Origin of the sequence: Haloarchaeobius baliensis, assembly GCF_052060055.1 — an archaeon.
GTDB classification, from domain to species: Archaea; Halobacteriota; Halobacteria; order Halobacteriales; family Natrialbaceae; genus Haloarchaeobius; species Haloarchaeobius baliensis.
On record NZ_JBPPFR010000005.1, the window covers coordinates 20139 to 34247 of the forward strand.

Genomic DNA, 14109 nt, shown 5'->3' on the forward strand with positions numbered 1-14109 from the left:
TCAGACACACCATGAGTACGAAATCGAATCCAGGCGAGTACAGCGCCCGACGAATTCACCAGTCACTCGGTGGCACGACAGCCTTCCTCCGGGGCTACAGCATCGCCGAACTCGTGCTGTTCCTCGGCGTCGGCTTCGTTACCTTCGTCGCCGCGGCACTCGTTCCGGCGACACTCACGATCCCCGCGTTCGGGTTCGGGCTGATGCTGCTGTTGCTCTTGCTGTTGCTGCACAAAGCCAAGCCGAACCACCTCTGGCTCACCGAATGGCTCCAGGCCCGACTCTCCTGGGCACTCAAAAACAAATCCTACACCCACGGCGGCGAGGACAACAGCGAAGTCAGGTACATGACTCGACTCGACCGTGTCTACCCCTACGGTATCGAGCGTACTGACGGCGCGCTCGTCGGTGCGGTGAAGGTGACGCCGGCGAACCTCTCCCTGGAGGACGGCGACGCCTGGTCGAGAGCCGTTCAGTCGTTCTCCGAATTCACGAATGCCACCATCGACTTCCCCGTGACGATCTACACGACAAGTCGAACGGTCAACCAGGACGACCTGGTCCGCACGTACCGCGACCGACTCGGGGACGATGACGTGCGCTCTCGCCCGATTCTCAAGCGACTACTGGAGACACAGGTCGAGGAGAACACTGACGACCACGGCGAACCGGACTCCGACACTACGACCGTCCGCGAGTTCTACATCATCACCGAAGTCAGGGACGCCGATATCGAGGCAGACACCGGCGCAGACGACAGCGTCCTCTCCTATCTCGGGAACCTCCCCGTCGTTGGGTCCACCTTCGGCCGATTCCAGTCGAACAGTCTCTCACCCGAAGATCGTGACCAGCTGAAACAGTCAAAGCTCGAATCCCAGTTGGCACAGCTCCGTCGCGGTGGGTCGTCGCTCTATCAATGCTCGGTCGCACCGGTCGACTCCTACGAACTTGCCCGCGTGACCAAGGAGTACTGGAGCTGTGAGCGCGAGACCTACGGCGACCTCTCGAACGCCATTGGCACGTTCCCAATCGTCTCTCACGGCCTGAGTGACGGTGTCCCGTCGACGCCGCACCCGGACGATGTCGTGAGTGATCTCGGTGACCCTGCAATAGACGACCCTGAAGACGAGTGGGAATTCCCGCTCGAGGATGAAAGCAATGGAGAAGACGCCGGGAATGCTGACGATGAACAGGAGGGGACGGAGGACGCATCGGACGAGTCGTCGACGACAGAGACGGTCGACGACATCACGACCCGTCACCAGTCCATCGTCGCGCCGTCGACGGTCGACTGGAACAAGACATATGCGGTCATCAATGACGACACCTTCGTCCGCACGTTCTGGGTCGACCAGTTCCCCGAACAGCCCATCGAAGGGATGTTCGAGCGAGTGCTGCTCGAAACGGATTTGAACACGGACATCAGCATCCAACTCGACCCGTTCGACAACCAGTCCGCCAAAGACATGATGGCCGACTGGATCTCCGATTTGAAGGTCAACCAGCACGACGCTGCTGGCCTTCACGCCGAAGACCTCGATGACGACATCCAGCGAGCGAAGTACATGCGCGGGCTGGTTCGAGCGAACAAAGCATCGTTCTATCGTGGGGGTGTGTTCATCCGACTCACCGCAGAGAGCAAGGACGACCTCGACTCGCAGACGACGCGCCTGCGCTCGCTCGTCAAGGACGCTCCGTCGAACTGCACACTCAAAGTAGCGAATCGCTGGCAGGAGAAAGCCCTCGCGACAGTCTCCCCCCTCGGCCGGAACGAACTTGGTCGCGACCGGATGTCGACCATGACCAATCAGGCCGTCGGCGCGATGTTCCCCTTCTCGTCGGACTACCTCATGATGGACGACGGAATCGACTACGGCTACCACGGCCACAACGGCTCTGCCGTCCAGGTCAACCCGTGGGACCTCGAAACCGGGCACAGCGAACTCGTACTCGGAATGCCGGGCGGCGGGAAGACCTTCGGTGGAATCTTGCGCCAGCTTCGGACGATGAAGCTCCGCAGCGATACGATGCTCGTGCTCATCGACCCCGTCGGCGGCTTCGAGGGCATCGCAGACGCGCTGAACGCGAAGACGATCAGCGTAGGCGGAGACACGAAACTGAACCCACTCGAAATTCGGCAGACGCTACAGCACGTTATCGACGCTGACGACGGTATCTCACCAGTGTCGGCGAAGAAAGACGAAGTGTTCGCTGTCCTCGAAAACTTCCTCGATGGGCGGGACATCACACTCGGTGCACAGACCGGCGTGCTGTCCTATGCGGTCGACGAGGCGTATCGACAGTCCGGGGTCGTCGCTGGCGATGCGAGCACCCACACCCCGGCGAACTCGCCGACGATGCAGGACGTCCTCGGTATCCTCGCAGACATCTCCGACCACCCCGACACGCACAACATCGCAGAATCGGAGTCCGCTCGGGAACAAGCAGCGCAGTACGCCGATGACCTCGCCATCGCGCTCCAGCCATTCAGCGAGGGTGGGTCGTACGAGAACCTCGCGAAGCAGTCCGAGGTCGATATCCTCGAGGGAGACAACAAGGTCGTCTACATCGACCTCGGCCAGATCGAGGGCAGCGCGTCGGGCATCGACCGCCAGACGTTCCTCATGCAGTTGCTGCTGTCGACGGTCTACCAGCAGGCGAAAAAGACCGACCGGAACGTCGAACTCGCCATCGACGAGGCCCACTACCTGTTCGAGGATAAAGCGAACCTGGACTTCCTCGAAACGGCGTTCCGCCATCAAAGGCACGCCGGGTTGCGAATGGTACTCCTCTCCCAGACCGCTCAGGAGTTCTACGAGAGCGAGCAGGCCGAGAAGATTCTCGGGATGTGCCCGATCAAGGTGTTCCACAAGCTGCCGGACCTCGACGACGAGACCGCAGACAAAATTGGGCTGACCCGAGAGCAGCGCCAGTACGTCCGTGGAGCCGACGCAGGCAAGGAAGAACTGGGCTACTCGGAAGCTCTGGTTCGCGTCGAAGAGCAGGGTACGTACCCCGTTCACGTCATCGCTGACGAGTTCGAAAAACGCGTCATCGAATACGAGCCCGACGACCAGGCATTCATCGAGCAGGCCGTCACCGATGTCCCCGACGAGTACGCGGACTTCGAATCGTTCGTCGAACACGAGGCACAGGCGAACGCGCTCACGAACCGCTACGGCTTCTCTCCGGAGCGTGCGGAAGCACTCCTGAACGACGGGTTGACTGCGGATGAGCTACTGCAGGCCGCCGCAGGGAGCGCCCACCCACAGTCGGACGTGGTCGCACGCGCAGACGGCGGGGCCATGGGAGGCGAGTCCAATGAGTAGTGGATTCCTCGACCTCCTCGGTAGTGACCCGCAGTACGAGGCGATACAGCTCGACCGCGACGAGCCGCTCGTCTGGTCACAGCAAGACACTGGTGGAACGCTACTCAGGATTCGACCGTACAAAGAGAACGACGGCATCGTCGACGGCGCTGGCGTCCTCCAGTCAGTTCACGACGTGACGACCAATCGTCGTGGGAAGAACACGAGCGATCACCACTCCTTCGAGGTGTGGTTCGACGGGGGGAAGGTCAAATTCTTCATGCACGCCGCGACCGACGCAGCAGCGGACAAGTTCCGGCGACGTGTCGGGAACAACTACGCCAATTCGGAAGTCTTCACAGTCGATACCGGGGCCGCCTTCCCGCGCATCGAGCCCGACGAGTACGTCGCCGGTGGGTGGCTCGAAATGGAGAAGATGCCGTACTACCCGATTCGTCACCACAACAGCGATGGCTGGGAGACGGACCCCTACGGTGAGATTACCAGCGAAATGCTCTCACTCGACGACAGCAAAGTTCTCACACAGGTCATCTTCAGGCCCGCCAAGCAGTCCTGGACCGACGGCGACCGCTTCAAGCACAACGGTGTCGACGACCTCGCCCACGGGCTTCGCCAGGGCACCTCAGTTGGCTGGCTGAATCCGAAAACACGCCCCGCGAGCGAGAAGGACAAGCAAGCTGCGAAAACTATCGAGCGACAGCGCGGCCAGCAAGGCTTCCACGTCAACATCCGCGTTCTCGCGATTTCTCGTGAGCAAGCCGAAGCCGAAGCGCGTGCCCGCGGCGTCGCCGGAATGTTCAGGAAATACTACAACGCCATCACCGAGCAAGGACTCGACGACACACCTGTGTGGCACCGACGTGACTCGAAACGGCAGTGCAAGCTCTCCGAGTTCGTCGAGCGGATGGCCGACCGCGAATGGGTCGACCGCGAGATGATCATGACCGTCGACGAGCTCGCCGGGGTCGCCCATATCCCGAACGACGAGATTACGACCCCGAAGATCGACTGGCGGTACACCCAGCGCGGTGATCGTGTCCCCGCCGATACGGGCAAGCACGAACACACCCAGACCAGGCCACCAGCCGATGTCCACTGGGCCGGACAGGGAGGGCAGGACCGTGTTTGATCGGTTCATCGGTAGCGACGATGACCAGGACGGTGAACCGGACAGCGCATCAGCGACCGACGACACGACACCCGAAGCAACGACTGACGGCACCCCTGAAAGTGACGCAGACCAGCGAGCCGCGACCAATCCTGGCCCACGAACACTGCTCGGGGAGACGTACGACATCACCGAACAGGAGACAGACAAAGTCGGGACCAGACGCGTCATCACCGAAACAGAGAGCGAAGGCACTGTCGCCGGCCCGTACGTCCGCGAAATGCTCGAAGCCGGCGTCAGCCGAGACCCGGCACCGCTGTGGATCGGCTACGACGAAGACCCTCAGACTGGGTTCCGCGAAGCCCCACTCCGCTTCGAGTCGCTGTTCCGCCACATCTGGATTACCGGCACCACCGGCTACGGCAAGACCACTGAACTGCTGAACATGATGGTCCAGTGGGCGTACTCGGGCTACGGTTTCGTCTACTTCGACCCCAAAGGTCGTGACTCGCGCGAACTCCTGCGGAAACTCCCCGAGGACCGCCTCGACGATGTCGTCTGGATCGAACCCGGCTCGTCCGAACACGACAAAACTGTCGGGCTGAACTTTCTCGAAATCCCCGATTGCAACACCGAAGAAGAGCGTGAAAACGAGATCGAGAACCGCATCGAGAATCTCAAAGCGATCTTCGACACGGACGAGTACTGGGGCATCAACATGGAGTCCATCACCGAGTCGATGGGCCGGGCGATGATGCAGTCCGACCAGCCGTTCTCGGTGATCGATATGTACTTCACGCTGTTGCACGCCGAACGGCGCGAAGAGTTCGCCCTCGACGTCGAAGACCCCTACGTCAGAGAGTTCTGTTTCGAAATCGCGCGGATGGACGACGAGACCATCCGGCCGCTGCTCAAACGCATCAAATCCTGGGTCGAAAACTCGGTCATCCGTCGCATCATCTCTCACCGCGAGAGCACTATCGACTTCCGCGACATCATCGACAACGACCGCATCGTCATCGTCCGCACGCCCGTCGAGAACACCGACATCAAGAAGATGGTCACACTCGGCGTGATGCGAAACCTCTGGAGTGCCATCCAACAACGCTCCTACGAGAACGACACCGACCCGGACCCATACTTTGTCCTCTGTGACGAGTTCGACGACATTGCGAGCAAAAATCTCGATATCGAGTCGATGCTCGCTCGCGCCCGGTCCATGCGCCTCTCCGTCACGCTCTCCTCCCAGTACCCATCCCAGTTCGAAGAGGACACGCGCAAGGCGATGCAGAACAACTGTGACAATCTCATCGCCTTCTCCGTGAACGACATCGACGACGCCCGACTCCTGATGAAGCGGTTCCGCAACTACACCGCCGAAGACCTCATCTCGACCGACCAGTACAAAGCCTGGACGAAACTCCCACTGGAGGGCGGTCGCTACTCCGAGCCGGTCCTCCTCCGGACGTTCCCAGCCTATCCCCCGCTCCGCTCTGCGGATACCGTCGACGACATCATCGAGACGAGTCTCGACCAGTATGGCACCGACCCGCTGACCGACGCCGAAATCATGCAGAACCTCATCTACAGCGACGCCAACGAGGCAGCTGACCCAACCCAGATTCTGGATGTGACGATGGCCGAAGCGATTCGCGCCGTCCAGATTCGGGAAGGCTCGCGGGAAGCGAACGACTGGGTCGGTGTGGCTCCCGTTGACGAAGAACTCTCGACGCGCCTCGAAAACAACTATCCCGACATCGACTACGCTGACGACGACCTACCCGAGATACGCGACGCTTCGCCGCTGATCGATGTCGAGTTGCACGACGGCGATGTCGTGACGCGACTGTCCGAGGCTGGCGAAGCCGAAGTCCAACCGGACACTGGGTCGGTACCGTCGGCAGGTGGATCCGACCACGATTCAGTGCTCGTCGAGACCGAGCAGGCACTCACCGAGCGCGGGTTCAGCGTCGATATCCTCGAACAGGACGGCAGCGAGCAGCCCGACGCCACCGCGACCCACCCCGACCACGACACCGTGTTCAACATCGAGGCCGAAACGACGACACCGGACCGGCCCGCAAAGGTCTTGCAGAACCTCACACGGGCACACGAATCCGAGCGCGTCCCCATCTTCGTCGTTCGCGCCGGTAACACCGACGAGGCGGACTGGGCCTCCCGCGTCGAGAACATCCTCTCGGTGCCACTGCGAGAGCTGGCCGATGGTACCGAACAGTTCTACAACTGCGACGAGGTCGTCAGCTTCGGCGGCGGTGCCACAGCCCACGGTGGCGTCACCGGTGTTCGACCTGCGTCCGACACGAATCGGACTGTCTGGACGCGTGAGGACGACGAGCGTGTGCTGTCCGACGGTGAAACGGAGTTCACCCGGGTTTCCGACGAGGGACCGCTCTCGAAACACGACGTGCCGGCCTACTACACGCACGACCGCGAGTCCGGCCAGTACACCGTCTTCGAACACGGTGACACCCACAGCTTCGACTCACGAGACGCCTTCAAAGCGGCGTGGACACCCATCAAGCGGCCGTTCATCCCCGATGTTTCCCTACCAGACTCGACGTCCACGCATGACAGCTACGTCGTGATGATTCTACCAGCGGAGGGCCCCCCGATGCTCTTCCAGAACGGCGAGACGTATCCCCTGGGCGAATCCTCGGACGACGTGGACCTCTGGCCGGACCCGCCATCCGATGTGTCGTCAGCTGCGGCTGCACCGGATTCACCAACCGGTGACGAGACGGTAGACATTGATCCGAACGACGATGGTGTGGAAGCGTTCGCAACGATGTACGTGAAGGAGACTGATGGAGTACAGGTCCCGAAGAACGATCTGTTTCAGGCGTATTCCAACTGGATCGAGACACACGATGTTGACGGAACGAACGATGTGTGGTTCGGTCGGAAGCTGGCGGAGGTTATCGACTGTGGTAGTGACCGCGTCAGAGACGGCGACGAGAAAGTAAATGTCTACACTGGTATCGACCTGACGACAGACGGACACCAGCTACTCGAACAATGAGAAACATCAGATTTGTGGGTGTTTCTGGCCGGGGCGCACTGCGATCCTCCCCCGCCTGGACCCACAAACAGAGACCCGCTGTTTGGTGTCCGTTCTATAGCGAAAAACAGGTTTCCGGTGCAAACGTCCGGGGTAATCCGATGTCCGGGGTAAACCCGTCATCGTCTGTCCGGGGTAAAAATCACCATACTGCAGGATTGTCCGGAGTAAATCGGCGGTCAAAACCAACTAGTATAGAACGGGTTGACCCCGTTGGAAAGGGATGGGAACAGCACAGCAGCCGCAGCGCATTCTATCAACATAGTGATAGAGGATATGGAATGTCCAGAAGGACGCTCACCACGAGGGTGATTGACCGTGTCTGAGTCGCTGATTCCTGTCTCGGTACTTCCGGAAGTGATCCGCGAACGCGAGCAGTGGGTGTGCTGGCGCGAAGAGAAACGGGAGGGGAAACCGACGAAGATTCCGGTGATGCCGGGGACCGGGAGATTCGCTTCGTCGACGGACCCAGAAACGTGGGGTGAGTTCGAGCAGGCACTCGAGTACGCCGAGACGGAGTACGCTGATGGTGTCGGGTTCGTGTTTACCGACGAGGACCCCATCGTCGGTGTCGACCTGGACGACTGTCGTGACCCCGAGACGGGCGAGGCCAATGACGCAGCGCGGGACATCATCGACCGATTGGACTCCTACACGGAGGTGTCGCCGTCCGGGACTGGCTTTCACGTACTCATCAAGGGGAACCTCCCCGAGGGACGGAACAGACGCGGCAGCGTCGAACTGTACGACACAGCGCGGTTCTTCACCGTCACGGGCGACCACGTCGCCGACACTCCCAGCCGGATAGCGCGTCGACAGGACGCTCTCACAGCGGTTCACCGTGAGTACGTCCAGGACACCGATACGGACGCAGAGTCCGACTCCGGGCACCGTGACGCGGCTGACGAACGGTCAGCAACGACCCGGCCGGTCGATGTCGACGGTGACCTCGAGGACGAAGAACTCCTGGAGAAAGCCCGGAATGCCTCGAACGGCGAAAAGTTCGACCGGCTCTGGAACGGGAGTACGGCCGGGTACGACAGCCAGTCGGAAGCCGACATGGCACTGTGTTGTCTGCTGGCGTTCTGGACCGGCGGCGACCAGACGCAGGCGGACCGCCTCTTCCGCCGTTCTGGACTGCACCGTGAGAAGTGGGACGAAGTCCACTACGCCGACGGCTCGACGTACGGGGAGAAGACTATCGAACGGGCAGTCGCAACCACCTCGGAGTTCTACGATCCAACCAGTAGCGTCGACACCGCAGACGACCGCAACAGCACTACGAACGCTTCCTCGGATGTCGACGGCGATGACTCCCAGCCGAGTCGGGCGTATCTCGTCGAGAAGAATCAGCTGTTGACCGACCGCGTCGACGAACTCGAAGCGACAGTGGCAGAGAAACGTGAGCGGATCAGCACGCTCGAAGCGGAGATCGAGCAGCTCACCGAGGCACTCGACCGCCGTGACCAAGACCGAGAGGAATCTCACGACGCGGGTGCTGTGGATACCGGTGAACGCGATGGCGAGTCCGAGACCTCGTCCGTGTGGGGGCGGACGAAACGATTGTTCGGAAACTCTGAGTAACGGCGTGACACCGATGTAGTGTTTCTCAGGAGGGCGTCTCATGTACCACGTCAATACGGAAACTATTCCCCGAGATAAGAAATATATCCACCGAGTCGAAAGAACACGTATGGCCGATTCAGAATCCACGACCGGACCACCGCCGTTTGAGGACGCCTTCAGCGGCGAGGATGTCGAACAACGCATCTACGGGACGGTCCTCCAGACCCGGGAGCCAGCGACGGGGAGCGAAATCGCGGAGCGTGTCGATTGTGACCCGAAGACAGCCCGAAAGTACCTCAACTGGTTCGCGGACCTCGGCATCGTCACGCACCACGACGGGCATCCGGCCACCTACGAGCGCAACGACGCGTACTTCGAGTGGCGTCGCATCAACCAGCTCGCTGCAGACCACTCTGTCGAGGACCTCCAGCAGCGCGTCCGCGAGCTGACGACCCGAATCACCGACTACGAGGATGCGTACGACGCCACGACACCGGCCGCGGTCGACGCCGTCGCCGCCACGGAGGCGAGCGACGAGCGGACAATTGACGACGTGTACAGTGACCTCGCCGACTGGGCGACCGCACGCGAAGAGCGCGAACGCTACGAACGCGCCCGCCAGCAACGCGCCAGCACCGACGGCGAACACACCTCAGGGTAGGACTAGCGATGGCACCACCAGCTGGAGATGGGAGCAGCCCCGCCCCCATCGACCGTCCGATCCTCGAATTTCTTCAATCCCGGCTGCAAGCCACACAGCAAGTCGAACGGGCGACCACCACGGACGCCAACGGGCATCTCGAACTCCGTGTTGTGTTCACGTCGGCGTACTATCCCGCGACTGTCGACGAGGCGACGCTTGCTGTTCGCTGGTATACGAATGACGACTTCAAAATACACTATCGAGAGGTACACCCAGAGCGCACCTGGGAGTGCCGGTGGGATCGGCACCCGAATCCCCACAACACGCGAGACCATTTTCACCCCTCGCCCACCGCCCCGACGCCCGGTGACGACGCTTCGTGGCCGACTGACCACCGTGATGTCCTGCGACTCGTCCTCAACGAGGTCGAGAAGCGGATCGCAGACCTGTGGGACGAGTAAGGGGGTCCACCACCCGTGACTGTTGATCTACGCCAGGAGGTGTGGTTTTATCGCCACCAGGTATGGTGAGGCGCGTCACCAAACCCGCCTCAAGTGATTCTAGTATGAACGAATACCTAGACAACGACGAGTACGTGAACATCGGACCCGAAACCCTTCCACCTGCAGTGGCTGAAATCCCTGCTGACCGCGTGGACACTACCGAATCAACTCTCTCAACTGACGGGCACTACGAAAAGCTAGCAAAACACGAATTCGCACTTCGAAAAGAACGCGGCGAAGAAATCCCGGAGTCGCTCAGAGAAGCCGTCAAAGACCTATAAGCGGGCTGGTTCGTACATCAGTCGGCCTTTTTCTGCCACGGTATGTCTGTCTCGCCCACCAGGACCGTGAGTATGGCAGCATCATCGCAGCCCGTCAGTCCGGTGTGTCCGCAGCGGTCCGTTCGGGGTGGACTCCTCGGGTTGTGCGCGCTCCGGCCATGCAGACCGTTCCTGCCGGGCCCGGGCTTTCGCGTTTCCGTTGCGTCTGCGACGGACGGGACACGGTCCTGGGCCGGGTCGGGCCGAGTGCAGCCGCCCGATACCGGATTCACCCGAGAGCGGGCCTGCGAGCCCTCGGCCCGCGACCGGGCTCACCCGGGGCCGGGCCGGCTGCATCTTCGCCTGCGGGAGCCGACGCTCGAAACCGCCCTCGCGTCGGCTCCCGCTGGGCTCAGACGCGGCCTCTTTCGCGGTCCGGGTCGGGCTGCTCGCCGTGCCGGCGACCCCGACGACCGCTGCCGGGGTCGCCGTCACCCACGCTCGTCGGCCATCGGTCCCTCGTTCCTCGGAACCGATGACCGTCCTCGCGGGGGCTGGCTGCGCTGCCTGCCGGGCGTGCGCTCAAACTCGCTCGGCGCGCGGGGACGGTGCCGGGCTGCGGCTCCCAGCCCCGAGCTTCCACGCTCGCGAACGAGTTCGCTCGCACGGACTCCTCGGGGGCTGGTCGCCGGTCCGGGCTGTGTCCCGCGCGCCCTCACTCGCTGCGGCCTTATGCGAGGCCGTTCACCGACGTAAACCGTGCTGCTTGCCGTCTCTGTCCCGCCTGCGTTGCGTCTGCGACGGACGCGGCGAGACAGACCCGCGGGTCAGCAGGATTACGTCGGTGAGCGCGCGCTCACCACGAGCTTCCACCCCTCACTGGATTGTCTGGGAGTGTCGCCGGCGTCGCGGCGCGCCAGTACTACACCGAAGGCGCGCCGCGACCGCCTCGGGGACAACGTCCCTGAGAGGACGATGTGACGAAAGCCATGGCTGGAGAGTCGTGGTGTCGGAAGAAGACGCCGAGTGAGCGCCTTCAGAGAAACTACAATGTCATCTAAGAACCGCTTCGGTAATGAAGTTTCGGTCGATGAACAGGCATTCGAGAAACACGAGGAAGTCGAATACGACGAAGACGGGTTCGAAGTCGTCGACGAGACCCCAGAGTTCCGGGCGACGGTCGAAATGGAAGTGCAGGCGAAGGTCGATTCGAATCATCCCGACGCTCGTGTCCAAGACGGGTCGGACCACATGGTCGGGAAGACGCTCGAAGAAGAAGAGAAAATCAAGGCGCGCGAAGCCGAACTGGAACACATCAGTGCTCAAAGCATCCTCGGAGAACAGGTGGGTCGAGAGGTGCGGACCCGAACCGTCGCAGCCACTCACAGTGCGGAGCGGCGCGAAACGTTCCAAAAGCGCAGAGCGAGCGTGAACCCCCTGGCTCACCCGGACGAACCGGACCCCCGTGAAAAACTCGAACGAACGCAGCTGGCGGCTGTGAACAAACAGTCGATGCGGCTCGTGGAAAAACTCGATGGCTGGTCACGGGCGGCCGTCAGTCGGCGGCTAGCCGAAGCGGTCGTCACCGGGATGGACATGATGAGTGCAGTCGTCAGCGTGTTCGAAGAGCTACAGACGGCACCTGGACAGATGCTGCCACTGGGGAAGATCGAGGACGTGGATCAATACGAAGTGTGCATCCAAGGGACGGTGACCCAGCTGTGGGAGCCGTCAAACTCGGCCATTCAACAGGTCGGACTCATCGAGGACGAGACGGGGAGAACGAAATTCACGGTCTGGAAGAAGTCGAACCAACCCCTGGTCGACGAAGGCGAGCGCGTGCAGATTCACGGTGCAGCGCGGAACTGGTACGAGGGGCGCGTCTCGGTGGCCCTGACCGGCTGGAGCATCGTCCATTTCCCAGAACGCGGGCGATGGTGGGAAGCGTAGCCGGCTAGCGCGGTCTCCCCTTTTTTGCTGTGCCCCAACACCCACGACCCGCCGCCCCACCCACCTCCACGTACCGGGCGGTTCACTGCGTTCACCGCCGGGCTTTCGCCACCGCGTTCGTCAAGACAATCTCGAATAGCGGAGAAAAATTGTCTGTCGGTAGTCTGAAGTACATGGACTTCGAACTAAAAAGTATGACCTCAGATTACGATCAACTACGCTCAGACGGTGGAATCAGGACACTCGACCCACCCCCAATCGACGCACTCGACGAAGAGACGCTCGAGCCGGAAACGCTAGCACAAAACGCCTCGCGGCTCGAAACCATCGTGGAACTGCTCAACCACCCAGCACTCGCCCGAGTCTACGTCTACGTGTGCTACTGGGGACCGGTCGCCCCGCCGGCAGTCATGGAGGCACTTGACCTCTCGAAATCGACCACTTACGAGTACGTCGACCGACTGGTCGACCTGGGCCTCGTCGACCGTGACGACTCGACGCGCCCCCAGCAGTTGACTGCCGATCCGATCATCATCGTCGAGCAGTACATCCCGATCGTCATCACGCCAACCGTCCTCCACGCGCTCGCGCTCCAGGAGATCGATGAAGACATCTCGTACTTCATGGACCGCTACGGCATCGGGAAGCTCATTGCCGCGTTGCGAGGTGCCGGGCTCCATTTCGCGGGAGAGACCACCCAGCGGATGGTCGCCAGCGACATCGACGTGCGCGAGACGGAGGCGATGATGATCGTCTACGCGCTCGAACCCGCGCTGGCTGTCGGCCGGGAACACGACCCATTCTTCGAGTACCTCTTCCCGGATGTGCATGACGAGATGGAACTCCCCGATCTTGACGAGATAGCTGGTGCCCCGACGGATTCGGCGGACACCGACGAGTGAGTCCGATAGATGGGTCGAGACACACCATTATCCCCCGACCAGGATATCCTCGTCGACGCGAACATTTTCTACGCAATCGGCCGTCCCTCGAACCCCCAGTATCGCCGCTTCCGAACTGCAGTTCAGAATGCCGGCGTTGTCTGCAAAGTTCCCCAGCGCGTAATCGGAGAACTCGGTGGCCCAGAGACGGATCGAGTCCGGACGGCTCTCGACGACGGCTGGGCCGAAATCATCGAGGCAACCCCACCGACGGACGGGGACGCTGTCGCCGCGAGCGATATCGCCAGACGGACTATCGCGAGCGAAACCAACCGAGCAGAACACGAGGTCGAAAAGACCGATGCGATTCTCGCAGGGCTCGCCATCCAGTACGTCAGAGACCGCTCACCGTCGACCGTTGTCGTACTCACTGATGATAAACCTGCCAGAAAGGGCATCAAGAACGCAGCTCAATCGCAGGGGTACGAGGAGACGATTACGGTGTACGGCTTGGTGGACATTATCGGCGACGATGCCGGTGACTCAATGCGACTGATATAGGCCGAGTGGGCCGATGTTCGAAATCTCAGCGCGCGGTCAGTAGTGGGACGCGTAGCCGGCTAGCGCGATCCCCTTTTGCTGTTCCCCAACACCCACTACCCGCTACCGCACCCACCTCCACGTACCGGGCGGTTCCTGCGTTCACCGCCGGGCTTTCGCCACCGCACCGCCGAACAGCTACACCGCACCGTTGGCTGTTTATCTCCCCCTGATTGGGTGAGGGGGACAG

10 protein-coding genes are annotated in these 14109 nt (G+C 61.4%); all 10 read left to right on the forward strand.

Annotated features, from left to right (window positions below; translation table 11 throughout):
• Positions 1–11 precede the first annotated feature (11 nt).
• The 10 genes from ACSG06_RS21590 (at position 12) to ACSG06_RS21635 (ending at position 13880) form a co-directional block, all read left to right on the forward strand.
• On the forward strand, positions 12–3329 hold the full coding sequence (locus ACSG06_RS21590) for a VirB4 family type IV secretion system protein (RefSeq protein WP_440992343.1): 3318 nt from the start codon (positions 12–14) through the stop codon (positions 3327–3329).
• Positions 3322–4458, forward strand: a complete 1137-nt coding sequence (locus ACSG06_RS21595) for a DUF8128 domain-containing protein (protein WP_440992344.1) — start codon at positions 3322–3324, stop codon at positions 4456–4458. The genes ACSG06_RS21590 and ACSG06_RS21595 overlap by 8 nt, the downstream gene beginning before the upstream one ends.
• Positions 4418–7477: a type IV secretory system conjugative DNA transfer family protein gene (locus tag ACSG06_RS21600; RefSeq protein WP_440992345.1), complete on the forward strand. Its 3060-nt coding sequence runs from the start codon at positions 4418–4420 to the stop codon at positions 7475–7477. The genes ACSG06_RS21595 and ACSG06_RS21600 overlap by 41 nt, the downstream gene beginning before the upstream one ends.
• Before the next feature lie 357 nt (positions 7478–7834).
• The gene (locus ACSG06_RS21605) at positions 7835–9100 is read left to right on the forward strand and encodes a phage NrS-1 polymerase family protein (RefSeq protein ID WP_440992346.1); all 1266 of its coding nucleotides are present in this window, start codon (positions 7835–7837) and stop codon (positions 9098–9100) included.
• A 109-nt stretch (positions 9101–9209) separates the two neighbouring features.
• The gene (locus ACSG06_RS21610; RefSeq protein ID WP_440992347.1) at positions 9210–9743 is read left to right on the forward strand and encodes a DUF7342 family protein; all 534 of its coding nucleotides are present in this window, start codon (positions 9210–9212) and stop codon (positions 9741–9743) included.
• 8 nt (positions 9744–9751) lie between these two features.
• On the forward strand, positions 9752–10186 hold the full coding sequence (locus tag ACSG06_RS21615) for a toxin-antitoxin system TumE family protein (RefSeq protein WP_440992348.1): 435 nt from the start codon (positions 9752–9754) through the stop codon (positions 10184–10186).
• 104 nt (positions 10187–10290) lie between these two features.
• On the forward strand, positions 10291–10509 hold the full coding sequence (locus tag ACSG06_RS21620) for a hypothetical protein (protein ID WP_440992349.1): 219 nt from the start codon (positions 10291–10293) through the stop codon (positions 10507–10509).
• Between the two features lie 1029 nt (positions 10510–11538).
• A complete protein-coding gene (locus ACSG06_RS21625) occupies positions 11539–12438 on the forward strand; it encodes a DNA-binding protein (protein ID WP_440992350.1) in 900 nt (299 codons plus the stop codon).
• A gap of 173 nt (positions 12439–12611) precedes the next feature.
• On the forward strand, positions 12612–13340 hold the full coding sequence (locus ACSG06_RS21630; protein WP_440992351.1) for a DUF7437 domain-containing protein: 729 nt from the start codon (positions 12612–12614) through the stop codon (positions 13338–13340).
• A 9-nt stretch (positions 13341–13349) separates the two neighbouring features.
• Positions 13350–13880: a PIN domain-containing protein gene (locus ACSG06_RS21635; protein WP_440992352.1), complete on the forward strand. Its 531-nt coding sequence runs from the start codon at positions 13350–13352 to the stop codon at positions 13878–13880.
• Positions 13881–14109 lie beyond the last annotated feature (229 nt).

Bases quoted from the DNA above. Each gene is read 5' to 3' on its own strand.
- ACSG06_RS21590 (WP_440992343.1), top strand. From the start codon at position 12: ATGAGTACGAAATCGAATCCAGGCGAGTACAGCGCCCGACGAATTCAC.
- ACSG06_RS21595 (WP_440992344.1), top strand. From the start codon at position 3,322: ATGAGTAGTGGATTCCTCGACCTCCTCGGTAGTGACCCGCAGTACGAG.
- ACSG06_RS21600 (WP_440992345.1), top strand. From the start codon at position 4,418: ATGTCCACTGGGCCGGACAGGGAGGGCAGGACCGTGTTTGATCGGTTC.
- ACSG06_RS21610 (WP_440992347.1), top strand. From the start codon at position 9,210: ATGGCCGATTCAGAATCCACGACCGGACCACCGCCGTTTGAGGACGCC.
- ACSG06_RS21615 (WP_440992348.1), top strand. From the start codon at position 9,752: ATGGCACCACCAGCTGGAGATGGGAGCAGCCCCGCCCCCATCGACCGT.
- ACSG06_RS21620 (WP_440992349.1), top strand. From the start codon at position 10,291: ATGAACGAATACCTAGACAACGACGAGTACGTGAACATCGGACCCGAA.
- ACSG06_RS21625 (WP_440992350.1), top strand. From the start codon at position 11,539: ATGTCATCTAAGAACCGCTTCGGTAATGAAGTTTCGGTCGATGAACAG.
- ACSG06_RS21630 (WP_440992351.1), top strand. From the start codon at position 12,612: ATGGACTTCGAACTAAAAAGTATGACCTCAGATTACGATCAACTACGC.
- ACSG06_RS21635 (WP_440992352.1), top strand. From the start codon at position 13,350: ATGGGTCGAGACACACCATTATCCCCCGACCAGGATATCCTCGTCGAC.